Genomic DNA, 22,894 nt, shown 5'->3' on the forward strand with positions numbered 1-22,894 from the left:
TGAAGGCGAAAGACTGACACGACAACCGCGCATGCATAAAACGGTAAGCCGCAAGTGGAGGCTCGCACTGATCGCCCGAGATGAATCACAAAAAAGCCCAGCCCGGGAATCCGGGCCGGGCTTTTTCGCTGCGGCAGGCCAATCAGATCCTGAAGCGGCGCACCAGTTCGTCGATCTGCCGGCCCAGGCTGGCGAGGTGTTGACCGGCCTGCGCGGTTTCGCGGGCGCCGTCGGTGGTCTCGCGGGCCAGTTCAGCCGCTTCGGTGACGTTGCGATTGACGTCTTCGACCACGGTTGACTGCTGGGTGGTTGCGCTGGCGATCGAGGCGTTGAGTGCGACCAGTTGCTGCATCGACTGGGCAATCTGTTCGAGTGCCGCGCCGGCTTCGTTCACCTGGTCTACGCTCGCCTGAGAGTGGCGGCTGCTTTCATTGATCACGCCGACGACCGTCTGGGTATTGGTCTGCAGCTTGCTGATCATATTGTGAATTTCTTCAGTCGACTGCTGGGTGCGCTGGGCCAGATTGCGCACTTCATCTGCCACCACGGCAAAGCCGCGACCCATCTCGCCGGCGCGTGCCGCCTCAATGGCTGCGTTGAGTGCCAGCAGGTTGGTCTGCTCGGCGATGTTACGGATCACATCAAGTACCGAGGTAATTTCATGGGCATCGCTGGACAGGGTTTCCATATGCTGCACGGCCGTATTGACGCTGTCGGACAGCAAGCGAATCTCGTGGATGGTCTGTTCGACCTGCTGGCGACCGTTGGCTGCGCCCTGGTTGGCGTTTTCTACCTCCTGGGCGGCGGCGTTGGCGTTTTGGGCTACGTCCTGAACGCCGTAGGTGATTTCGTTGATGGCGGTGGCCATCAGCTCCATGCGTTCCGACTGGCGGCTCATGTCGCGCAGGCTGTTGTTGCTGATCTGGTCCAGTTGCTGGCTGGAGCTGATCAGTTGACGCGCGCTGTCGCCCAGTTGGCCAATGATATCTGCCAGGTTGCGGTTGAAGCGGTTGAAGTAACTGGCGATCTGCGACAGTTCATCGCGGGCGTCGTCGTCCAGACGGCGGGTCAGGTCGGCCTCGCCACTGGCAATGCCGCGCATGGCGTTGACGATCTTGTCCAGCGGCTGGGAAATGCTCCGGCCGATGACAAACAGCAGCATGAACATGACCAGAATCACCAGTACGCTGACAACCAGTGAATTGATCAGCGCGTCGCGGAATTTGGCCTGCATGGCGTCAACATAAATGCCTGTACCCACCATGTAGTCCCAGGGCTTGAAATGCTTGAATGCAGCGATCTTCTGTGATCCTTCCTCCTCGCCCGGTTTGGGCCAGGAGTACTGGAAGCTAGCGGTGCCTTCGCTGCGTGCCTTGCGCACCATTTCGGCGATGACGTTGACGCCTTCCTGGTTGCGCATGGTGGAGAGGTCGGTGCCGACTGTCTGGGGAGCAAGCGGGTGCATGATCATGATGTTGTTCATGTCATTTACCCAGTAATATTCGTTCCCGTCGTAGCGCAGCGCAGCCAGTGCACTCAGGGCTTCCTTGCGGGCCTGTTCGCCGGTCAGTTCGCCGTTGAGCTCTTTCTGGTGGTAGAAGGCCATGAGATCATGCGCAACCTCGACCAGATGGGTTGCCTTGACGATTTCGCCGTCGCGGATTTCCCGATGCAGGTTGGACAGCGAAAGCCCTTCTGTCATCAGGGTGCTGGCCAGGGCAATAATCATGATCAGCCAAACTCGCTGACTGATTCGAATGTTGCGCAACAGCTTCATGAAACCTCCGCACGCCTTGTGCTTGTGTCTGTTATTTTTTTGTGGTGCCGGCAACGAATCCTGTTCGCAGTGGCCTTAAGGTTATCGGTTGAATACGTCAAAACCTGAGCGGTATTTTCCCGTCATCCGTGCTGGCGATTTGACTGCAAGCGAGCCGGGCTTGCAAGGGGTTATCTGTTTTTGTGATCTTTGCTTATAAGGTGCGCGGTGTCGCACGCTCTGTTTCGCCGGCTGCAAGGCTGGTGGTCAACCAAGGTAAGGGTATCTCATGCGGTCAGTAGTGAAAGTGGCAGCGTTATCGGTTGGTCTGTGGTGTGCCATGGCCGGAACGGGTGTGTCGGCGGCGGATGAGCCGGTTCGGTTCGGACCCAGAGTCGTCGGATGGATCGAGAAGGGCCTCATTCTGCCTGAATACACGGCGGTCAAGATCAAGGTGGATTCCGGCGCACTGACCTCGTCGATGCATGCGGTCAATATCGAGGAGTTCGAGCACATGGGCCACGAATGGGTCCGCTACGATGTGCCGGTGCGTGATGCAGACACCGACGAGATGGTCACCATGCACTTTGAACGCCCGGTGTTTCGCCGCATTCTGGTGCGCGGTGCGGGTGGGTCTGATCGCCGGCCGGTGGTCAAGATGTCGATCTGCATGGGCGACCGGGTTTACGAGGAGCAGTTTTCCCTGCGTGACCGGGGTGACATGAACTATCCGGTGCTGATTGGCCGCCGCACCATTGAACATGTGGGGCTGATCGACGTTTCAAAGACCTTTATGCACAAGCCCAGTTGTTCCGAGGCCGATTACGATCAGGAGCGTCAGCGACAGCACGATCGTGAGGAGAAGGGGGCGGGTAACGAGCCGATGACTCCGGCTGGCGAAGTAGACGCCTGAACAAATCGGCCGCCCATGGGCGGCCGATTTGCTTTACCACATCAGATCGTCGGGGATTTCATATCCCGCGTACGGATCGTCCTCTGCAGGCGTTTCTTTCTTCACTTCTGCAACATGGACAGGCCAGTGGGGGGCGCGTTCGCGGACTTTTTCGGCGATGTCCAGGGGGATCAGCACGAAGCCGCCTGATAGCCGGGTAATGCCCAGGCGACCGCGGCTGAGCAGGCCGAACTGTTCCTCGGTAACGTGGATCTTCTTGATCTTGTTCTTGCTGACGAACTGATAGGGCGTTTCGCCACCGGTGCGATCGACCACGTTCTGTTCGATCATCTGCTTGGCCTGGGCTTCGGCCGCCTTGCGTGCGGCTTCGGCCTGGCGCTGCTGGTTCAGCTCGCGGTCACGTTCGGCCTTTTGTTCGCGGGCTTTTTGCGCCGCGCTGGGGCCAGCGTCGCCAGCCGGCTGGGCCTTGGCTTCCTTCTTCTTGGCGCGTTGCGCCTGCTTGAGTTTCTTCTCGTCGACCAGTCCGGCCTTGAGCAGTTGAGCTTGTAGTGAATTGACCATGGTTTGTCAGCGTCGTGTAGATGCGGCACCGCGGCGGCGCCTGGTTGAAGTCTGGCGTATCAGCTGCATAGTCTACCGCGTTGTTCAGCGCTTTTCTTCCTCGGCTTCCTCAGCCTTGAGCTGCGCTTCGCGGGCCTTGACCTTGGCCAGTGTCTCCGGGCTGACGCGGTTGCTGCCGGCGTTGTCCCGCAGCAAAAGCAGGCTGCCGATTATGCTGCCCAACGCCAGCACCATGAAAAGCCATCCATACCAGGGCATGGGATTCTCCTTGGGATAAATACCTGACCCATCATGGGCGCAGCCACTGCGGATAACAAGCGCCGGGTTCAGGCACGCATGGAATGGTTGAGCATCTGCAGGGTGTAGCCAATCAGCTGTTCGGCGGGCATTTGTGGCTGCTCACAGGGGTCTGGCTGGCGTGTCTGCAGGATTACGCCATGCAGCGCACCACGCAGGTAGCAGGCCGTCAACACAGGGTCTGCCACGCGCTCAGGGTGCAGGCTGCCGTCGGCGACACCATCGGTGAGAGACTGGATCATGCAGGCCATCGACTGGTCGTAGCAACTGGCCAACTCCTGCAGCTGCTCATCGCTGTCGACCAGATGAGAAAAGGTGCTGGCATCGGTCAGCAGGTCGAAGTAGTCCGGCGCCTCAACGCTGAACTGGTAATAACTCCAGCCGATACGCTGCAACTGCTCCAGGCCGCTGCCACCGGCTGCCTGTGCGGCCTGAAAGCGCGTGAGCAACTGCTGTCCGGCGCGCAGCATAAGCCCTCGCATGATCGCCGCCTTGTCCTTGAAATAGACATACAGGAGGGCGCGGCTGAGCTGCGCGCCGCGGGCGATCTCATCCATTGCGGTGCGTTCGTAACCCTTGCTGAAGAAGCACTGTTCGGCACTGTCGAGAATGCTTTCCCGGCGTTCCTGCTTTTCCCGTTCTCTGCGTTCGTTGGCGCTCATCGGCTCTCTCGATTGCGGTAGTAAAAAACAGTCTGTCATTTGTTGACAATATGTCAATCTCTGACAGAGTGTTAATCAGGTTTTCTTTCCGGGAGCAGGATGATGGTCTGTGCATCAGGTTGGCAAGGGCGGTGTGGTCATTTCTTGGCGCTGTCTTCAGCGTTGATAGCGGGTCTGGCGCTGGCGGGTTGTCGCGCAGAGGGTGTGGACGGACCGGTTGTGGCTGCGCAGGAGCGCGTGCCGGTCAGGGTCGCGGAGGTCGCCGCAGCCGATCAGGCAGAGATGCTGCATTTCGCTGGCAGCGCCCGGGCCCGGCAGCGCGCCAGTCTGACCTTTCAGGTTGGCGGCACGCTGGCGAGCCGACCGTTGCAGCTTGGGCAGGCCGTTGCCGCCGGCGACGTTCTGGCGACGTTGTATAACCCCCAGCTCGAGCCGGCGCGTGATGCAGCCCGGGCGCGGCTGGCCGAGCTGCAGGTGCAGGCAGCGCAGGCGCGCAGAGATCTGCAGCGTACCGAGCAGCTGTTCCAGCGCGGCGCACTTTCGAAGGCCGATCAGGAGCAGCAGGCGGCGCGGCTGGAGGCGCTGCAGGCCGGTGTTCGGAGCGCCCGGGCAAGTTTGCAGCAGAGCGAACAGCTGAACAGTGAAAGCCGCATGCGCGCGCCTTTCGACGGCACCATCGAAGACTTGCTGGTCGAGCCCGGCGAGTTTGTCGCCGCAGGTCAGCCGGTGTTGAAGATGGCTGCGAGCGGCGGTGCGGAGGTAGAGGTACTGGTGCCGGCAGAGTTGCTGCAGGGGCTTGAGGTCGGTCAGGTGGTGCCGGTGTGGTCGGTGCTGCGTGATGTGCAGCTGGAGGGGAGGCTGGCAGAGATCGGTCGCGGTGCGTCGATTGGCTCGGTGCTGTATCCGCTGGTGGTCAGCCTGAATGCGCAGGTCATGGCAGGGGAGGCACTGGAGGTTGGTCTGCAACCGGTGCGCAAGGATGGCCTGAGCGTTCCCCTGGCTGCGGTGATGCGCTCGGCTGAGGGGCTGTCGGTGTTTCGCCTGGAGGGGGAGCGGGTAGAGCGGGTTGGCATTGCGGTTGCCGGCTTTGAGGGGGAGCGAGCGCTGATTGGTGAGGGCGCATTGGCTGCCGGTGATCAGGTGGTCTACGCCGGCCTCAGCCGATTGGCTGACGGCGACAGCGTGGAGATGCTGCCATGAACCTGCGCCGCGTGTTGCGTCCTCGCCTGCTGGGTATGGTGGTGGTGATGCTGGCGCTGCTGGGTGTTGCGTCCTACCTGACCATGGCGCGACAGGAAGATCCCAGCTTTCCGTATCGGGCTGGCTTGATCACGGTGATTTACCCCGGCGCGGTGGCCGAATCGGTCGAGCGTCTGGTGCTGGAGCCCTTGTCCGATGAGCTGTCGCAGGTATCGGAAGTCGATTTCATCAAGGCTACCGCTCGCACTGGCGTCGCGCTGGTATCGGTCATGCTGGATGACAATATCTACGACACCGATGCGGCCTGGGATCGTGTACGTCAGGCAATGACGCGCGCGGAGCTGTCGTTTCCCGCCGGGGTGCGCAGCATCGAGCTGGATGACCGGCTGCTGGATATTCCTGCGGTGGTGTTGGCACTGCGTGGCGATGCCTCGGTGGTGCGCCTGAGTGATGAGGCCGAGCGCCTGAAGCGCCAATTGATGGATCTGCCGGGGCTGGCGCGGGTTGAACTGTATGGCGACACCGAGGAGCAGATCACTATCGCGCTGCACGATGCCGAGCTGCGCCGGCTCGGTTTGTCGCCGCAGGCGCTGTCGAGCGTGCTGGCGCAGCGTAATCAGGTTATTCCCGGCGGCTTTGTTGTGGTGGGTTCGCAGCGGCTCGGCGTGCTGCCCAACAGTGAATTTGTTGATCTGGACGCACTCAAGGCGACCCAGATTCCGCTGCCGAACGGCGGCAGCGTGCCGCTCGCAGCCATCGCTGATATCTGGCGTGGTCCGGTCGAGCCGATTGGCGAGCGGGCCTGGTTTGATGGTGATCAGAGCGTTCTGGTCGGGCTGATTCTGGAGCGGGGGCAGGTCGACGCTATCCGCTTTGGCGAGCAGTTGCGTGCGCGGCTGGATACCTTGCGCCCGGAGTTTGCGCCGCTGCAGGTCGATGAAATGTTCTTCCAGCCCGATCAGGTCAAGGAGCGGCTGGAGGGGCTGGAGCAGAACCTGCTCAGCAGTGTGCTGATCATCGTCGCTGTGGTGCTGCTGGGGATGGGCTGGCGGATGGGGATTCTGGTGGCAGCCATGCTGCCGCTGGTGGCGCTGATCAGTCTTGGGCTCTACGACCTCGGGGGCGGTATCCTGCACCAGATCGCGGTGATCGGGATGGTCATCTCGCTGGGTATCCTGATCGACAATGCGATTGTCATGGTCGAGAACATTCAGGATCGCCTGAATGCCGGCGAGGCCCGCTGGCAGGCGGCCTTTGGTGCGGTGCGGGAGTTGGCCGGTCCACTGGGCGCGTCTACCGCCACCACGCTGGCAGCCTTTACGCCGATGCTGCTGTCGAAGGGCGGAACGGCAGATTTTACCCGCGGGATTCCGGTCATGATCATGCTCACGCTGATCGTCAGTTATCTGCTGGCGATCAGTGTCGCGCCGATGCTGTCAGGGCACTTTCTCAAACCGGCTGCGACGCGCATGAACCCGCGGATGGAAGCCTTTGCATCAGCTCTGGCGCGGCTCAGTGAGCGCGCGCCGAAGCGCATGCTGCTGCTGGGCGCCGGGGTGGTTGCACTGAGTCTGGCGCTGGCTCCGCTGATCAAGCTGCAATTCTTCCCCAATGCCGACCGGCCGCAATTGGTGGTCGAGCTGTTCATGCCGGAGGGGACGGATCAGCGCCATACCACCGAGGTGGCAGCCCTGCTGGAAGGGGAATTGATGGCGCAGCCGGGCGTACTGTCGGTGCATCGCTTCGTGGGTGCTACCGGCCCGAGTTTTTACTACAACCTCAACCGCTTTCCGAAGGCGCCGAACCGTGCCCGGCTGGTGGTCAACACCAGTGCGCTGGGAGATACCGCCTCGCTGCAGCATTGGGTGCGCGAGCGCGTGTCTACGCAGTGGCCGGAGCTGGATGTGGTAGCCACCACGCTGGGTCAGGGGCCGCCGCGCGAGGCGCCGGTCGAGCTGCGGGTCTATCACCACGATGATCGTCAGCGCATTGCCGCCGCCGAGCAGCTGTTTGCCGTACTCAAGCAGGTTCCCGGCGCGGTAGACGTGCGTCACGATATCGACCTCGGCGTACCAACGGTCAAGATTGAGGTGGATGATGCCCAGGCGCAGCGCTTTGGTCTCACCCGCGCGGACGTTGCCCAGGCGCTGTTCCGTCAGAGTCTGGGGACGACGGTGGAACAGTACCGTCAGGAGCTGGACCCGATCCCGATTCTGCTGCGCACCCATGAGGGCAGTCAGCAATCGCTGCAACGTTTGTTGTCCGCGAACGTTTTCAATGCCGCAGGGCAGGCGGTGCCGCTGACCGCGGTTGCGAGGGTGGTACCGGCCTGGCAGCCGGCGAGTATCCGGCAGCGTGATGGCGTGCGGGTGCTGACCGTTACTGCGGGGCTGGAGCAGGGTTTCAGTTTCAGTCAGGTGCTGGGTGGCTTGCAGGCGCGGCTGGCGGATGCCGCGCTGCCGGCAGGGACCCGGCTGGAAATCGGCGGTGACAGCGAAGGGTCTGGCGACGCCAACCGTGCGCTCTTTACCACGGCACCGATCGGTATCCTGCTGCTGTTGTTCTTCCTGTTGCTGCAGTTCAATTCGTTCAAACGTCTTGGCATTGTTTTGCTCACGGTCCCGTTGGCCAGTGCCGGGGTGTTGCCGGGGCTGGTGTTCTCCGGTGTGCCGTTTGGCTTCCAGTCGTTGCTTGGGGTGATTGCCCTGGTCGGTATTGTGGTCAACAACGCGATTGTGCTGATCGATGTGGTCGATCAGGGACTGGCGCAGGGCAGGCCGATCGATCAGTCGGTGTCGGATGCCGTGATGCGTCGAACCCGTCCGATTTTGCTGACCACCGCCACTACCATCGCCGGGCTGCTGCCGTTGGCATTCTCCAGTTCGACACTCTGGCCGCCGATGGCCTGGGCGATTATTTCGGGGCTGCTCGCGTCCACCGTACTGACATTGCTGGTGGTTCCGGCGGTCTGTCGGCTGTGGTTGCGACCGGCAACCCCGGGGGCGGAAAAGGCGGCAATGCAGATGAACTGAGTGCCGAACGGGCACACTGAAGAAATTTTCAATAAATCGTCTGCAAGTGCTTGACTCGGTTGGTGGAATCTATAGAATGCGCGCCAGTTCCGACGGACAAGTTGATCGACTTCAAGGCGATTTACGGCGTTCGGAAGAACGATGCGCAGCGGTAGTTCAGTTGGTTAGAATACCGGCCTGTCACGCCGGGGGTCGCGGGTTCGAGTCCCGTCCGCTGCGCCATTATTCAAGAAGCCCCAGTTCGCAAGAACTGGGGTTTTTTTGTGCCTGTTTTTCGGTCGCCTCGGTGCTAGCCCAGATGGCTGGAGTCAATTGGCTCGCCGTTCCAGGCATGCAGCCGCGCGCGGATATCTTCGAACACGGCGTCATATTCATGGTGCGCTTTCAGTGACATGAACTCCGGCGTCAACACCCCGTGGCGGCGCAGAATATGATCGATATTGCTGGCGAAGTTGAACGCCGTATCGCGTGGCAGCGAAAAGTGTTCGTGCACCTCGGCATCGTTAATCGTGCCATCGACGCTGAACTCGACTGCACGGCACTGGTCCGCGATGGTGTAGTGAATGTCGATACTGAACCCGCTATCGCTGGGCAGCAGGCGCATGCGGTTGATATGCAGGTGGCCCGGCTCAAACATGTCTTCCTCCTGGGCAAGGTGGGGACGTTTGCTCAGTTATAGGCCTAATTGAGCGTCGGGGAAACTGTTGTGCCGAAAGCGTGGTGCCCCCGACGCCCGGTTGCTGCGGGGCGCCGGGGGCATGCAGAGCCCGAGCTTGACAGGGCGGGAGGTGGCCACTACTCTCTGCCGCGCTTCAGGTGCCCTCCATCTCGAGGAGGGTGAAACTGGGAAGCCGGTGCGTCTGCCAGATCAGACAATTCCGGCGCTGCCCCCGCAACGGTAAGCGACGTCCGCCTATTTGGCGAGGCGCCTGATATACGCCACTGTGCTCGATGCATGGGAAGGCTCAGGTCGCCGGACTCACGTCCACTCGCAAGCCCGGAGACCGGCCTGATGCCTTTCACGACAGTGCGGTGGGCGCTGTAGGTGTACGGCGTCTTCCGTTGTGTTCATGCCGTGTTCCTGCCGTCTCCGTCTGTCCCGATTCGACAATGTCGTACGGGTGGGTACGACGGAGCAACCACACAGCATGACTATTCCTGCACGCGCCCCTCTGGCGCTGGGCCTTCTTGGCCTTTCTTCCCTTTCCTTTGCCAGTGCTCTGGATCTCGGCAGCGATGTTGTCACTGCCACCCGCACCAGCCAGGCCAGCAACATTGCGGCCACTACCGTTTTCGAGCGGATCGATATCGAGCGGTTGCAGGTCAATACCGCTGAAGAGCTGCTGCGCCGCGCCTCCGGGGTCAACCTGATCAACAACGGTGGTCCGGGCAAGAGCACCTCGCTGCAGATTCGCGGCAGTAACGACAAGCACGTTCTGGTGATGATCGACGGCGTGCGCATCGGCTCGGCTACCTCGGGTGTTGCTGCGTTGCAGAACCTGCCGGTTGAGCAGATCGAGCGGATCGAGATTGTCCGCGGTCCGCGCTCAAGCCTGTATGGCTCCGAGGCCATTGGCGGGGTGGTGCAGATCTTCACCCGCAAGGGGGGCGATGGCCTGACGCCGTATTTCTCGACCACCATTGGCAGTCGCCAGCATCGCGCCGCTACTGCCGGTGTGTCCGGTGGGAATGACAACGCCTGGTTCAACCTGGGCGTCAGCAGCCTGGATACCGAAGGCTATGATGCGCGCCCGTCGCGGGAAGTGGACCACGATGGCTACCGTGAGCTGTCGGCCAACCTGTCCGGGGGCTATCGCTTTGCCAGCGGCTTGCTGCTCGATGCCAACCTGCTTCAGGTTGAGTCGCACAACGATTACGACTCCGGTAACAAGGCCAATGCCGACAGTGTGCTCAGCGCGTATGGCGTGCGCGCCAAATATTCTCCGGTGTCGTTCTGGGATGTGACGCTGCAGATCGGCCATAGCGAGGACAAGAACGAAAACTTCAAGGGCAGTAGCTTTGATACGCGTTATGACACGCGCCGCGACAGTGCCAGCTGGCAGAACGATCTTGCGCTTAGCGAAAACCAGTTGCTCACCGTCGGGTACGACTGGCAGCAAGACAGCATCAGCAGCAGCGTTGATTACCCGGAAGACAGCCGTTTCAACCACGGCCTGTTTGCGCAATATCTGCTGCACGCCGGCCGTCATGAATGGCAGCTGGGTCTGCGCCACGACGACAACGAGGCCTACGGTGAACACACTACCGGCAGTGTTGGCTATGGCTATGCGCTGACCGACAGCATCAGCCTGACCTCCAGCTATGGCACGGCCTTCAGTGCGCCGACCTTCAATCAGTTGTATTTCCCCGGTTACGGCAATCCGGATATCCAGGCGGAAACCTCGCACAACATCGAAGTGGGCCTGCGTGGCCAGCACCGCTGGGGCAGTTGGTCGGCCAACGCCTTCCGCAATGACATCGACGACATGATTGCCAGCGTCCGCGTGGGTGGGGTGTCGATGGCCGAGAACGTCGACAAGGCGCGCATTACCGGTCTGGAGCTGGAAGTACTGACCCAGCAGCTGGGTTGGAACTGGCAGGCCAACCTGACCCTGCAGGACCCTGAGAACCGTTCCAGCGGCGCCAATGACGATCTGCTGCTGCGCCGCGTTCCCGAGCAGATCTTCAACCTGGATGTGGGCCGCCGTTTCGGCCGTATCGGCCTGGGTGCGAGCGTCCACGCCGAGGGCCGCCGCTGGGACAACGCGACCAACACCAGCGACATGCATGGCTACAACACGGTCGAGCTGCGGGCCGAGTACTGGCTAAGCCATGCCTGGCGCGTTCAGGCGCGGGTCAGCAACCTGTTCGACAACGAGTATGAAACCGCCTCGACCTACACGCAGCCGGGCCGCGCAGGGTATCTGACCCTGCGCTACCAGCCGCTGTAATCGCGTCGTTTGACTGGCGCCGCCGTTCGCGGTGGCGCCCTGAATGAAAAAGCCGGGCGCCGCCCGGCACTGATGCTTGGATAAACCGTAAAGGAGAGAGCTGTGCTGAAAACCTCGAAACATACCCAACTGGTGGTTGGCGCGCTGTTGCTGGCGCTCCTGATCATGACCCGTGGTAGCCACTTCCCGCAGCTCAACCTGCCAAGCGCCTCCTGGGCGGTGTTTTTCCTGGTTGGTGTATTTCTGCGTCCGCTCTGGGCGTACCCGCTGTTCTTCGCAGCCGCTTTTGTAGTGGACGTGATGACGGTCGGCTGGGTAAATGCCGGTCACCACTGCATGACTATCGCCTACTGGGCGCTGCTGCCCGGTTACGCTGCACTCTGGTTTGGCGGCCGCCTGTACGCTGGCTGGCACCGTGACCAGGCCTCGTCGCTGCTGGTTCTGTTGCCGACCATGATGATCAGCGCGCTGGTCTGTCAGGTCTTCACCAGTGGTGGTTTCTACTGGTTCTCCGGCCGCTACGCCGAGCCGACCTTTATCGGCATGATCGAGCGGCTGGCCCATTACTACCCGTCCTATCTGAGCACCATGGCGGCCTACGTTGCCGTGGCGGTGGTTCTTTACGTGGGTGCGCGCAGTGCAGCAGCGCTGCTCGGTAACGCGAGCCAGCGCGCATGAGCGAGTCTGCCGAGCGCGATCAGCGCCACCGCGAGCGGATGCAGCGCAAGAAGCAGGTGGTCGACGAGAAAATCGCCCAGGCGCCCGATGAGCGCGGGGTGCTGCTGGTGCTGACCGGCAATGGCAAGGGCAAGAGCAGCTCCGGTTTCGGCATGGCGGCACGTGCGCTGGGGCATGGTCTGCGGGTGGGCATCGTGCAGTTCATCAAGGGCGCGCGCAGCACCGGTGAGGAAACCTTCTTCCGGCGCTTTCCCGATGAGGTGCGCTACCACGTCATGGGCGCCGGCTTTACCTGGGAAACTCAGGACCGGCAGGACGACATTGCCAAGGCCGAAGCGGCCTGGGCGGTCGCGGTCGAGCTGATGCGCGATCCGCAGGTCGCGCTGGTGCTGCTGGATGAGCTGAATATCGCACTGAAATATGGCTACCTGCAGCTGGATCAGGTGATCGCCGATATTCAGGCGCGGCCGGCCCATCAGCATGTGGTCGTCACCGGGCGCGGTGCACCGCCGGCGCTGGTTGAGGCCGCCGATACCGTGACCGATATGGGCATGACCAAGCACGCCTTCAAGGCGGGTATCAAGGCGCAGAAAGGGGTGGAGTTTTGAGTGCTTGCATGTGCCCGGCGATGCTGATCGCCGCACCGGCCTCGGGGCAGGGCAAAACCACGGTAACCGCCGCGCTGGCGCGGCTGCACAGCCGGCAGGGTAGAAAGGTGCGGGTGTTCAAATGTGGCCCGGACTTTCTCGATCCGATGATTCTGCAGGCCGCCAGTGGTGCGCCGGTATATCAGCTGGACCTGTGGATGGTGGGTTTGGAACAGTCTCGTCGGCTGCTCTGGGAAGCGGCGGCCGAGGCTGATCTGATCCTGATTGAAGGGGTTATGGGGCTGTTCGACGGTACGCCGTCTGCGGCTGATCTTGCCCGTGAGTTTGGCGTGCCGGTACTGGGCGTGATCGATGGCTCCGGTATGGCGCAAACCTTTGCGGCGGTGGCTTGGGGACTGGCGAACTTCCAGCCGGATCTGGGCTTTGCCGGGGTGCTGGGCAACAAGCTTGGCAGCGCGCGTCATGGCGAGATTCTGCGCGACAGTCTGCCAGACAGCCTGCACTGGTATGGCGGCCTGCCCAGGTCGACAGATATGGAACTGCCCAGCCGGCATCTCGGTCTGGTGCAGGCGGCAGAGCTGCCGGACCTGCTGGCGCGGCTGGATGCTGCGGCCGATGCGCTGGAGCAGAGCAGTGGCGCGCCCCTGCCGGAACCGGTGAGCTTCCCGGCACCGAGTGCCGAGACTCTGCAGCCGCTGTTGGCGGGCGTGCGTATCGGTGTGGCGCGAGATCAGGCCTTTGCCTTTGTCTATCAGGCCAATCTGGCGCTGCTGCAGGCAATGGGCGCCGAGCTGATCTTCTTCTCGCCGCTGGCTGACAGGGCTCTGCCCGAGGTAGACAGCGTGTATCTGCCCGGCGGCTACCCGGAACTGCATGGTGAGAGCCTGGCGGCCAATGCCTCGATGGCGCAGGCGCTGCACGCTCATCACGCTGCGGGCAAGCCAGTGGTCGCCGAGTGCGGCGGGATGTTGTATCTGTTTGACGCCCTGACCGACCGCGACGGCGTGCAGCACCGCATGGCCGGGGTGCTGCCGGGCAAGGCGGCGATGCAGCTGCGCCTGGCTGCGCTGGCGCTGCAGGAGGTACGTTTGCCCGAGGGGACGCTGCGTGGCCACACCTTCCATCACTCCTTGCTGGATACCCGGCTGGAAGCGCTGGCACAGGGCGAATGTCCAAACTACCGGCGCACCAGCGAAGCGGTGTTCCGAGACGGCCGACTGACGGCGTCCTATATCCACTTCTACCTGCCGAGCAATCCGCAGGCTGCGGCGGCGCTGTTCCGGCCATGACCCGGCACGCCTTTGACCCGCAGGAGCGTGACGCGGTGTACCGGGCCATTCGCGAGCGCCGCGACATGCGCCACTTTGCTGCGGGCGAGGTGCCAGAGGAGCAGCTGCAACGGCTGCTGCAGGCCGCGCATCAGGCCCCGAGTGTCGGCCTGATGCAGCCTTGGCGCTTTGTGCGTATTAGCCGTCAGGCGCTGCGCGAGTCGATCCATCAGTTGGTCGAGCAGGAGCGGCTGGAGACAGCGCGGGCTCTTGGCGAGCGGGAGGACGAGTTCATGCGACTCAAGGTCGAAGGGGTGCTGAGCTGCGCTGAACTGCTGGTCGCAGCCTTGCCACCGGGGCGTGAGGCCCACGTGTTTGGTCGCCGGACCATGCCGGATATGGACCTGGCCTCGGTCGCCTGCGCTATCCAGAACCTCTGGCTGGCGGCGCGGGCGGAAGGGCTGGGGCTGGGCTGGGTCTCGCTGTTTGATCCGCAGGCACTGGCCGACCTGCTGGCGTTGCCGGCGGGTGCGCGCCCGGTCGCGGTGCTCTGTCTGGGCCCGGTCGATGCTTTCTACAGCCGGCCGATGCTGGAGCAGGAGCACTGGACCGAGGCCCGACCGCTGGATGACATGCTGTTTACCGATCAATGGGAGGAGCGCTGATGAGCGCATTCGGACCGCAACGTATTGTTTGCCTGTCGACTGAAACCTGCGAAGTGCTCTATGCGCTCGGTGAACAGCAGCGCATTGTCGGCATTTCCGGATTTACCGTGCGCCCGCCGCAGGCGCGCAAGGAAAAACCCAAGATCGGCGCGTTCACCAGCGCAAAGCACGACGAGATTCTCGCCCTGCAGCCGGATCTGGTGCTGGGTTACTGCGACCTGCAGGCAGATATTGTTGCCGACCTGGCGCGGGCAGGGCTGGAAGTTCACCTGTTCAACCAGCGCAGTATTGCCGGCATTCTGGCAATGATCAGCACGCTTGGGGCGCTGGTGGGCGCGGCAGATCGCGCCGCGGCGCTGGTTCAGGAGCTGGAAGGGCGCATGGCGGCGGTTGCCGCGCAGGCAGCGGCACTGCCACGCCGCCCGCGGGTGTATTTCGAGGAGTGGAATGAGCCGCTGATCAGTGGCATCGGCTGGGTCAGTGAGTTGATCACTCTTGCTGGCGGCGACGATTGCTTCAGTGATCTGGCCGCGCTGCCGCGGGCGAAGCAGCGCATCATCGCCGACCCGCTTGAGGTGGTGCGGCGCGCGCCCGATATTATCATCGGCTCCTGGTGCGGCAAGCGCTTTCGTCCGGAACAGGTGGTCGAGCGCACTGGCTGGAATCGGGTTCCGGCGGTGGCGCAGGCGCAGCCGTTCGAGATCAAGTCGGCCGACATTCTGCAGCCGGGGATCGGCGCGCTGACCGACGGGCTGGATCAGCTCGCTGCGCTGATTCGCCAGTGGGCGCTTTCATGAGTCTGCTCGGGCCGCTGGTGGTAGCCGGGGTGGCGCTGGATGCCCTGCTCGGCGAACCGCGTCGGCATCATCCGCTGGTGGGCTTTGGCAATCTCGCCGCCGGGCTGGAGCGGCGTCTGAATACCGCGGCGGGCGGCAGCATTGCCCGCGGCGCGCTGGGCTGGGTACTGGCAGTGGTGCCGCCGGTAGCCCTGGTCTGGTGGCTGGCGGCGCAGCCGGTGATCGGCTGGCTGGTGTCACTGCTGTGCCTGTACGCGGCCATCGGCTGGGAAAGTCTGGGCGCCCATGCCCGGCCTGTTGCGCAGGCGCTTGAGCACGGGGATCTGCCGCGTGCGCGAGAGCTGGTCGGGCGCATGGTCAGCCGCGACACCCGCGCGCTGGACGAGGAGGGTGTGGCCAGCGCCACCGTCGAGTCGGTGCTGGAGAATGGCAGTGATGCGGTGTTTGCGGCGCTGTTCTGGTTCGCTGTGGCCGGCGCCCCCGGTGTTGTTCTGTACCGATTGGCCAACACCCTCGATGCGATGTGGGGTTACCGTTCGCCGCGTTTTCTGCTGTTTGGCCGCGTCGCGGCGCGGCTGGATGATCTGCTCAATTTTATTCCTGCCCGGCTGGTGGCGTTGAGCTACGCCCTGTGCGGTAACGCGCGACTGGCCTGGCGTTGCTGGCGCAGCCGGGCCCCGCTGTGGGACAGCCCGAATGCCGGGCCGGTAATGGCCGCGGGCGCCGGCGCGCTGGAGCGTGAGTTGGGTGGCCCGGCGATCTATCACGGCGTTATTGAAGAGCGGCCGTTGCTCGGCGAGGGGCCACGGGCCACGGCTGCCGATATCGACCGCGCGCTGGCGCTGGTGCGTCGCAGCGTGCTGCTGTGGGTGCTGGTGATCGTACTGATCTGGGGGCTCAGCCATGCTTGAACACGGCGGGCGTTTGCGCGAGGCCGCCCGGCGCTTCAAGCGTCCGGTGGAGCAGTGGCTGGATCTGTCGACCGGCATCTCACCCTTTGCCTGGCCGGTGCCGACACTGCCGCAGTCGATCTGGCAGCGGCTGCCCGAAACCGACGACAACCTGTCCGGCGTGGCCTGCGACTATTACGGCGCCCCCGCCGCATTGCCGGTGGCCGGCTCGCAGGCGGCCATTCAGGCATTGCCGCTCCTGCGGGAAAACAGCCGGGTAGGGGTGCTGGAGCCGACCTACGCCGAGCACGCCGAGGCCTGGCGCCGGGCCGGGCACGCGGTGCGCAGCGTTACGCAGGCGGAGCTGCCGCAGCTGCTCGGTGAGCTCGACGTGTTGGTAGTCGTGAACCCCAATAATCCCACCGGCCGGCGGCTGGACGCTGAACAGCTGCTTGGCTGGCACGCCGAGTTGGCCGCCCGTGCCGGCTGGCTGGTGGTCGACGAAGCCTTTATGGATGTTACCCCCGAGCACAGCCTTGGCGGGTATACAGACCGTGCCGGACTGATCGTGCTGCGCTCACTTGGCAAGTTCTTTGGCCTGGCCGGCGTGCGGCTGGGCTTCGCGTTGGCCCAACCAGCGCTGCTCCAATCGCTGGAGCAGGAACTGGGCCCCTGGGCCGTGAGCGGTCCGGCCCGGGCTGTCGGCCTTGCCGCGCTGCGCGATGCCAGCACCCAGCAGCTCTGGCGCTACCGACTGCAGAATGCCAGCGAGCGACTCGACGCGCTGCTGACCCAGGCTGGCCTGAGCGGTGGGGCGGGCTGTGGCCTGTTCCAGTGGCGTGAGTCGGAACGCGCCGAACAGCTGTACCTCAATCTGGCCCGGCAGGGCGTACTGGTGCGCCTGTTTCCGGCCCTCAACGGACTGCGTTTTGGCCTGCCCCATCACCAGCGTGACTGGGAGCGACTCGAACAGGCCCTGAACACCCGCATGAGAAAACGACAATGACAACGCTGATGGTGCAGGGCACCACCTCCGATGCCGGCAAAAGTACGCTGGTCAGCGCCTTGTGCCGCTGGCTGGTTCGCCAGAACGTGGTGGTGGTGCCGTTCAAACCACAAAACATGGCGCTGAATGCCGCGGTTAGCGCCAATGGCGGCGAGATTGGCCGGGCGCAGGCGGTGCAGGCGCAGGCTGCGCGGCTGCCGACCCACACTGACATGAACCCGATTCTGCTCAAGCCCAATACCGACGTGGGCGCGCAGGTAATCATTAACGGCCACCCGATCGGCAGCATGGATGCGGTGAGCTACCACGCCTACAAGCCGACCGCGATGCAGGCGGTGCTGGCAGCACATGGACGCCTTTGCGAGTGGGCGCAGGTCGTGATGGTGGAAGGCGCCGGTTCGCCGGCCGAGATCAATCTGCGTGAAGGCGATATCGCCAATATGGGCTTTGCCGAGGCGGTCGATTGCCCGGTGATCATCGTTGCCGACATCGACAAGGGCGGGGTATTCGCGCATCTGGCCGGGACGCTGGCGCTGCTGTCGGCGTCCGAGCAGGCCCGGGTAAAGGGCTTTGTCATCAACCGTTTCCGTGGCGATATTGCGCTGCTGGAGCCGGGGCTGCGGTGGCTGGCGCAGTACACCGGCAAACCGGTACTCGGCGTGCTGCCGTACCTGCACGACCTGCATCTGGAAGCCGAAGACGCGGTCGAGACGCGGCAGGTCGGCGGCGCTGCCGATGCGCTGCGCGTAGTCGTGCCGGTGCTGCCGCGCATCAGCAATCACACCGATTTTGACCCGTTGCGCCTGCATCCGCAGGTTGACCTGCAGTTTATTCCGGCCGGGCAGAGGCTGCCGCCGGCTGACCTGATCATTCTGCCCGGCTCCAAGAGCGTACGGGCAGATCTGCAGCATCTGCGTGCGCAGGGCTGGGATCAGGATATCGCCCGCCATCTGCGCTACGGCGGCCGGGTGCTGGGTATCTGCGGCGGCTTTCAGATGCTTGGCCGCCGGATCGACGATCCGCTGGGGCTCGAGGGGCAGGCTGGCTCCGAGCCGGGGCTGGGTTTGCTGACGATGAGCACCGAGCTGCGCGCGCAAAAACAGTTGCGCAACGTAATCGGACGTCTGCGTCTCGATCACGCCGAGGTCAGCGGCTACGAAATTCACGCCGGCATCAGCGAGGGCGAGGCGCTGGAGAATCCACTGGTGCTGCTGGATGACGACCGGGCCGACGGAGCCCTGAGTGACGACGGGCAAGTGGCTGGCACCTATCTGCACGGGTTGTTCGAGTCGCCGGCGGCGCAGCAGGCGCTGCTTGGCTGGGCCGGGCTGCGGGCGGCACAGGGTGTGGACTACGCCGCCCTGCGCGAACGCGACCTGGATCGGCTCGCCGATCTGGTCGAACAGCATCTGGATACCGCTGCCCTGCGCGAGCTGTGCGGGGTGGCCCATGGCTGAGTTGATACTCGGTGGTGCGCGCTCCGGCAAGAGCCGATATGCCGAGCGGCGGGCAACTGAAAGCGGGTTGGAGGTGGTGTATATCGCCACCTGCCAGCCGCGCGATGCGGAGATGCGCGAGCGCATCGAACGCCACCGCAACCAGCGCCCGGCCCATTGGGCGCTGGTCGAGGAGCCGCTCGCGCTGGCGCGGATGCTCCGGGAGCAGGCCCGTGAAGACCGCTGCCTGTTGGTCGATTGTCTGACGCTGTGGCTGAGCAACCTGCTGCTGGTCGACGACCCGCAAGCCTGTGTTCGTGAACGCAGCGCGCTGCTGGAGACGCTGCCTGCGCTGCCGGGGCGGCTGCTGCTGGTGAGCAACGAAACCGGTCTGGGTGTGGTGCCGATGGGCGAGTTGACCCGCCGTTTTGTCGATGAGGCTGGCTGGCTGCATCAGGCGCTGGCGGGTCAGTGTGAGCGGGTGGTTTTCTGCGTTGCGGGCCTGCCGCAGGTGTTGAAAGGAGAGCTGTTGTGAGTGCGTGGTGGCAGCATCCGGCGCAGCCGGTGGATAGAGGGCGGTTGGCGCAGGCGCTGGCGAGGGAGGCGCAACTCACCAAACCGGCCGGTTCGCTTGGGCGACTGGAGCAAATCGCGGCCACATTGGCCAGCCTGCAGCGCCGTGCTGCGCCGCGTCTGGAGCGTATCTGGATCAGTATTTTTGCGGCTGATCACGGCATTGCGACGGAGGGAGTATCGGCCTTCCCGCAGGAGGTGACCGGACAGATGCTGGCCAATTTTGCTCGGGGTGGGGCTGCGATCAGTGTGCTGGCGCGACACCTGAACGCGCCGCTGGAACTGGTTGATCTGGGGTTGGCGCATGCGGTTGCGCCGCTGCCGGGTGTGCGCCACCTCGGTATAGCGGCGGGTACGGAGAGTTTTCTGCATGGCGCGGCGATGACTGCAGCCCAGTGCGATGCCGCGCTGAGTGCTGGTCAGGAGGCTGTTCAGCGTGCTGTTGAGGACGGTGCCGAGCTCTTTATCGGCGGCGAGATGGGCATCGGTAATACCAGCAGCGCCTGCGCGCTGTCGGCCTTGCTGCTGGATCAGCCGGTCAGCGAGCTGGTGGGCCTGGGTACCGGGCTCACGGCGCTCGGCTTGCGGCACAAAACCAGAGTCATCGAGCGCGTGGTCGCCCATCACCGTCCCCATGCCAATGATGCGCTGGAGACCCTGCGCCGGGTTGGCGGGCTGGAAGTCGCGGCGCTGGCCGGGGCCTACATCGCCGCTGCGCAGAAGGGATTGCCGGTGCTGGTGGATGGTTACATCAGTACCGCTGCCGCGCTATGCGCGGTGCGTATGAACGCAGATGTGCACAGCTGGCTGTTCTACAGCCATCGTGGTGCCGAACCCGGCCATCGTCTGCTATTGCAGGCGCTGGACGCCGAGCCTTTGCTGGCGCTGGATCTGCGGCTGGGAGAGGCGAGTGGTGCGGCACTGGCGGTACCGCTGCTGCAGGCCGCCTGTCGGCTGCACAATGAAATGGCGACCTTCGCCGAAGCCGCGGTGTCGGGGAGCTTCAAATGAGTTTGAGTCTGCTGTTACTGCGCCACGGCGAGACCGAGTTGGGCGGCGGCCTGCGCGGCAGTCTGGATGATGACCTGACCGAGCAGGGTTGGCAGCAGATGTGGTCGGCGTTGCCGGCGCAGCCGCAGTGGCAGCGTATTGTCAGTTCCCCGCTGCGCCGTTGCGCCCAGTTTGCGCTGCAGCTGAGCCTGCGTGACCGACTGCCGCTGAAGTATGCGGACGGTCTGCGCGAGCTGCACTTCGGTCAGTGGGAAGGGCGTCATCCACGCGATCTGATGGTAGATCAGGCCGATGCGTTGGCCGCATTCTGGAACGATCCCTACGGTTTTACGCCGCCTGACGGCGAGCCGATGCCCCAATTTTCCGAGCGTGTCTGGGCAGCGTTGACGCAGCTGGAGCGGGACTACCCTGGGCAGACGATCCTGCTGATCACTCACGGTGGAGTGATGCGGTTGCTGTTGGCGGCGGCACGTGGTTTGCCGCCGAGCCAGCTGTTGCAGGTTGAAGTTGAGCACGGTGCTCTGCATCGGCTGCACTACGCGGGCGGTGCTGTCGAGGAGCTGCGGTCGTGATTGCCTTTGGCCTGGCGCTGCAGTTGCTCAGTCGCATTCCGGTTCGCCTGTGGCGCGCTCCCACTGCACGGGAGTTGGGGCGCTCCGTGCTGTGGTACCCGACGGTAGGCGTGTTGCTCGGGTTGGCGCTGCTGCTGTTGGCTGCATTGCTGGGCGACCTTGACGCCCCGCTTAAGGCAGCGCTGCTGCTGGTGTTCTGGGTCTGGTTCAGCGGTGGACTGCATCTGGATGGCCTGGCGGATACCGCAGACGCCTGGGTCGGCGGCATGGGGAGTGTCGAGCGTACCCTGGCGATCATGAAAGACCCGGCCTGTGGGCCTGTCGGCGTAGTTTCGCTGGTACTGGTGTTGCTGGTGAAGTGGGCTGCCCTGGTCAGTCTGCTTGAATCAGGTGTCTGGCCCGCGCTGCTGCTGGCGCCTTGGGTGGCGCGTGGTGCGCTGGCGGGGCTGCTGCTCAGTACACCTTACGTGCGCCCGCAGGGTATGGGGACGCAGCTGGTCGAGCAGATGCCCCGCAGTCGTCTGTTACAGGTGCTGGTACTGCATGCCGTGCTGGTACTGCTGTTTGGCTGGAGCGGGTTGCTGGCGCTGCTGGTAGCGACTTTGCTGACATTGTTCTGGCGTCAGCGCCTGCGTATGCGGATCGGCGGCACCACCGGTGATACCGCAGGCGCATTGGTGGAAGTGCTGGAGGCAGCGTTGCTGGTGGCGCTGGCTGTGCTGCCTGGCTGATGCAGATCAATTCCTCGGGGAACCTCTGTGGTTAATCTTCATCTGACTGTCATCTGCGGCCGCTAGGGTCGTTACTACAACAGACACGCAAAGAAGGAAAATCACATGAGTGATTACATTGAAGAGTTGATTGAACTGCAGTCCCAGCAGTGGGACGACGACGTGGAAGATGCCGAAGAGCTGTAACTGCTCTTCGCGTCATTTCTGCAAGTATCTTCCAAGTTATTGTTTTAAATATTCTTCTGTTTCGTTTCCTGCAAAGATCGCCTTGCGGTAACTCCCGGGCGCAGCGCCTGTCCAACGCTTGAAGGCGCGCTGAAACGCCTCCGGCGACGAGAACCCCAGCAGGAAGGAAATCTCCCCCAACGCCATTTCGGTATCGCGGATGTAGGTCACCGCGAGGTCGCGGCGCATGTCGTCAATGATGTTCTGATAGCCTGTTCCGGCCTCCTGCTGGAGCCGCCGTCGCAGGGTCCAGGCGGGTAGTCCGAGTGCTGCAGCAACCTCTGCCAGCGTTGGCGGCTGGCCGTCCAGCTGCGGCGCAACCAGGGTCTCGACCCGCTCACGCAATCCCCGATGGCGGGTCAGTTCGCTCAGGCGCTGCCGGCACAGCTCGCGCAGATCGGCGTGGGTGGCTGCGGCGCTCTGCTCCAACGGCAGGTCGAGGCTACGTGGCTCCCAGATGATCTGGTTGTGTGCCTGCTCAAAATGCACAGGACAGCCGAACACCGCTTCATAGCGGGCGGCATAGGGCGGCGCGGGAAACTCGATGTGCACCTCGCGCAGCTGGGCCCTCCCGCCGGTCAGATCACGGCCGATCCGGGCCCGCGCCGCCAGCGCCGAGTCCACCACGAACAGGTTGAACATGTTGTACGGGCTGATCGAGTAAAAGCGCACCGCCGGCGGCTCGAAGCTGGAATGGCCGCGGTAATTCTGGCTACCCAGCAACTCGAACTCGATCATGGTGCTGAAGGCGGCACGCAGGGTCGGGGCGCATTGCGCTGCCATGCCGGTCAGGCCGAGGTGGCTGATGCGGCTCGACTGGCCCATCAACAGGCCGATGGCGGGCTCGCGGGTATAGCGAATCGCCGCGTTACCCAGGCGCATGAAACGGGGAATGCTGATGCGGGCGTGGGGCTGGGCGAGCAACTCGTCGGTGATTCTGAAGCGGCTCAATAGTGGCGTCGGGTCGTGGCCGAGTTGCTGCACGACCTCGCGCAGGCTGAACAGATAACCAACGGAGATATCACCGAGTTTCATGGCGTGGGGGGTCGCTGTGGAAGGTCG

The 22,894-nt window shown here is 63.5% G+C and carries 22 protein-coding genes, 1 tRNA gene and 1 riboswitch; of the genes, 17 read left to right on the forward strand and 6 right to left on the reverse strand.

What is annotated here, in order from left to right; genetic code table 11:
• Positions 1-142: 142 nt before the first annotated feature.
• A complete protein-coding gene (locus B7O88_RS17930) occupies positions 143-1,777 on the reverse strand; it encodes a methyl-accepting chemotaxis protein (protein ID WP_088274026.1) in 1,635 nt (544 codons plus the stop codon).
• Positions 1,778-2,045: 268 nt separating this feature from the next.
• Between B7O88_RS17930 and rloA3 the strand changes: the two genes are divergently transcribed.
• A complete protein-coding gene (gene rloA3 / locus B7O88_RS04520; protein WP_172409638.1) occupies positions 2,046-2,669 on the forward strand; it encodes a retropepsin-like aspartic peptidase RloA3 in 624 nt (207 codons plus the stop codon).
• Positions 2,670-2,702: 33 nt separating this feature from the next.
• Here the strand turns inward: rloA3 and B7O88_RS04525 are convergent, their stop codons facing one another.
• The 3 genes from B7O88_RS04525 to B7O88_RS04535 all read right to left on the reverse strand — a co-directional run bounded on the left by B7O88_RS04525 (position 2,703) and on the right by B7O88_RS04535 (position 4,189).
• Positions 2,703-3,230 carry a DUF2058 domain-containing protein gene (locus B7O88_RS04525; RefSeq protein ID WP_088274028.1) on the reverse strand — a complete coding sequence of 176 codons (528 nt, stop codon included), beginning with the start codon at positions 3,228-3,230 and terminating at the stop codon, positions 2,703-2,705.
• Between the two features lie 84 nt (positions 3,231-3,314).
• Positions 3,315-3,488 (reverse strand): DUF2897 family protein, encoded by a 174-nt coding sequence (locus B7O88_RS04530; protein ID WP_088274029.1) that lies wholly within the window; start codon positions 3,486-3,488, stop codon positions 3,315-3,317.
• Positions 3,489-3,556: 68 nt separating this feature from the next.
• Positions 3,557-4,189, reverse strand: a complete 633-nt coding sequence (locus tag B7O88_RS04535; protein WP_088274030.1) for a TetR/AcrR family transcriptional regulator — start codon at positions 4,187-4,189, stop codon at positions 3,557-3,559.
• Between the two features lie 144 nt (positions 4,190-4,333).
• Between B7O88_RS04535 and B7O88_RS04540 the strand changes: the two genes are divergently transcribed.
• From B7O88_RS04540 to B7O88_RS04550, 3 genes are all read left to right on the forward strand, one after another.
• Entirely contained in the window at positions 4,334-5,389 is a 1,056-nt protein-coding gene (locus B7O88_RS04540) for an efflux RND transporter periplasmic adaptor subunit (RefSeq protein WP_200818406.1), read from the forward strand.
• Entirely contained in the window at positions 5,386-8,421 is a 3,036-nt protein-coding gene (locus tag B7O88_RS04545) for an efflux RND transporter permease subunit (protein WP_088274032.1), read from the forward strand. Before B7O88_RS04540 ends, B7O88_RS04545 begins: the two co-directional genes overlap by 4 nt.
• Before the next feature lie 145 nt (positions 8,422-8,566).
• Positions 8,567-8,643: transfer RNA gene (locus B7O88_RS04550), tRNA-Asp, on the forward strand.
• A gap of 67 nt (positions 8,644-8,710) precedes the next feature.
• Here B7O88_RS04550 and B7O88_RS04555 read toward each other — a convergent pair.
• A complete protein-coding gene (locus tag B7O88_RS04555) occupies positions 8,711-9,058 on the reverse strand; it encodes a DUF5064 family protein (RefSeq protein ID WP_088274033.1) in 348 nt (115 codons plus the stop codon).
• Between the two features lie 160 nt (positions 9,059-9,218).
• Positions 9,219-9,448, forward strand: a riboswitch (cobalamin riboswitch).
• 121 nt (positions 9,449-9,569) lie between these two features.
• On the opposite strand from B7O88_RS04555, the gene btuB reads away from it, so the two are divergent.
• From btuB to B7O88_RS04620, 13 genes are all read left to right on the forward strand, one after another.
• The gene (gene btuB, locus B7O88_RS04560; protein ID WP_088274034.1) at positions 9,570-11,372 is read left to right on the forward strand and encodes a TonB-dependent vitamin B12 receptor; all 1,803 of its coding nucleotides are present in this window, start codon (positions 9,570-9,572) and stop codon (positions 11,370-11,372) included.
• 102 nt (positions 11,373-11,474) lie between these two features.
• Positions 11,475-12,050, forward strand: a complete 576-nt coding sequence (locus B7O88_RS04565; protein WP_088274035.1) for a hypothetical protein — start codon at positions 11,475-11,477, stop codon at positions 12,048-12,050.
• Positions 12,047-12,658, forward strand: a complete 612-nt coding sequence (gene cobO / locus B7O88_RS04570) for a cob(I)yrinic acid a,c-diamide adenosyltransferase (RefSeq protein ID WP_088274036.1) — start codon at positions 12,047-12,049, stop codon at positions 12,656-12,658. Before B7O88_RS04565 ends, cobO begins: the two co-directional genes overlap by 4 nt.
• Before the next feature lie 8 nt (positions 12,659-12,666).
• Positions 12,667-13,947, forward strand: coding sequence for a cobyrinate a,c-diamide synthase (locus tag B7O88_RS04575; RefSeq protein ID WP_412779062.1), 1,281 nt, complete (start codon positions 12,667-12,669; stop codon positions 13,945-13,947).
• Positions 13,944-14,591 carry a 5,6-dimethylbenzimidazole synthase gene (gene bluB / locus B7O88_RS04580; protein WP_088274038.1) on the forward strand — a complete coding sequence of 216 codons (648 nt, stop codon included), beginning with the start codon at positions 13,944-13,946 and terminating at the stop codon, positions 14,589-14,591. The genes B7O88_RS04575 and bluB overlap by 4 nt, the downstream gene beginning before the upstream one ends.
• Entirely contained in the window at positions 14,591-15,388 is a 798-nt protein-coding gene (locus B7O88_RS04585) for a cobalamin-binding protein (RefSeq protein WP_088274039.1), read from the forward strand. Before bluB ends, B7O88_RS04585 begins: the two co-directional genes overlap by 1 nt.
• Entirely contained in the window at positions 15,385-16,299 is a 915-nt protein-coding gene (gene cbiB / locus B7O88_RS04590) for an adenosylcobinamide-phosphate synthase CbiB (protein WP_088274328.1), read from the forward strand. Before B7O88_RS04585 ends, cbiB begins: the two co-directional genes overlap by 4 nt.
• The gene (cobD, locus tag B7O88_RS04595; protein WP_088274040.1) at positions 16,292-17,284 is read left to right on the forward strand and encodes a threonine-phosphate decarboxylase CobD; all 993 of its coding nucleotides are present in this window, start codon (positions 16,292-16,294) and stop codon (positions 17,282-17,284) included. Before cbiB ends, cobD begins: the two co-directional genes overlap by 8 nt.
• Positions 17,281-18,741: a cobyric acid synthase gene (locus B7O88_RS04600; protein WP_088274041.1), complete on the forward strand. Its 1,461-nt coding sequence runs from the start codon at positions 17,281-17,283 to the stop codon at positions 18,739-18,741. The genes cobD and B7O88_RS04600 overlap by 4 nt, the downstream gene beginning before the upstream one ends.
• Positions 18,734-19,255 carry a bifunctional adenosylcobinamide kinase/adenosylcobinamide-phosphate guanylyltransferase gene (gene cobU / locus B7O88_RS04605; RefSeq protein WP_088274042.1) on the forward strand — a complete coding sequence of 174 codons (522 nt, stop codon included), beginning with the start codon at positions 18,734-18,736 and terminating at the stop codon, positions 19,253-19,255. The genes B7O88_RS04600 and cobU overlap by 8 nt, the downstream gene beginning before the upstream one ends.
• A complete protein-coding gene (gene cobT / locus B7O88_RS04610; protein ID WP_088274043.1) occupies positions 19,252-20,304 on the forward strand; it encodes a nicotinate-nucleotide--dimethylbenzimidazole phosphoribosyltransferase in 1,053 nt (350 codons plus the stop codon). Before cobU ends, cobT begins: the two co-directional genes overlap by 4 nt.
• Positions 20,301-20,876, forward strand: a complete 576-nt coding sequence (gene cobC, locus B7O88_RS04615; protein WP_088274044.1) for an alpha-ribazole phosphatase family protein — start codon at positions 20,301-20,303, stop codon at positions 20,874-20,876. The genes cobT and cobC overlap by 4 nt, the downstream gene beginning before the upstream one ends.
• Positions 20,873-21,607, forward strand: a complete 735-nt coding sequence (locus B7O88_RS04620; protein WP_088274045.1) for an adenosylcobinamide-GDP ribazoletransferase — start codon at positions 20,873-20,875, stop codon at positions 21,605-21,607. The genes cobC and B7O88_RS04620 overlap by 4 nt, the downstream gene beginning before the upstream one ends.
• Positions 21,608-21,829: 222 nt before the next feature.
• On the opposite strand, the gene B7O88_RS04625 is transcribed toward B7O88_RS04620, so the two are convergent.
• Positions 21,830-22,867 carry an AraC family transcriptional regulator gene (locus B7O88_RS04625; protein WP_088274046.1) on the reverse strand — a complete coding sequence of 346 codons (1,038 nt, stop codon included), beginning with the start codon at positions 22,865-22,867 and terminating at the stop codon, positions 21,830-21,832.
• Between the last annotated feature and the right edge of the window lie 27 nt (positions 22,868-22,894).

Origin of the sequence: Halopseudomonas aestusnigri (assembly GCF_002197985.1) — a bacterium.
GTDB classification, from domain to species: domain Bacteria; phylum Pseudomonadota; class Gammaproteobacteria; order Pseudomonadales; family Pseudomonadaceae; genus Halopseudomonas; species Halopseudomonas aestusnigri.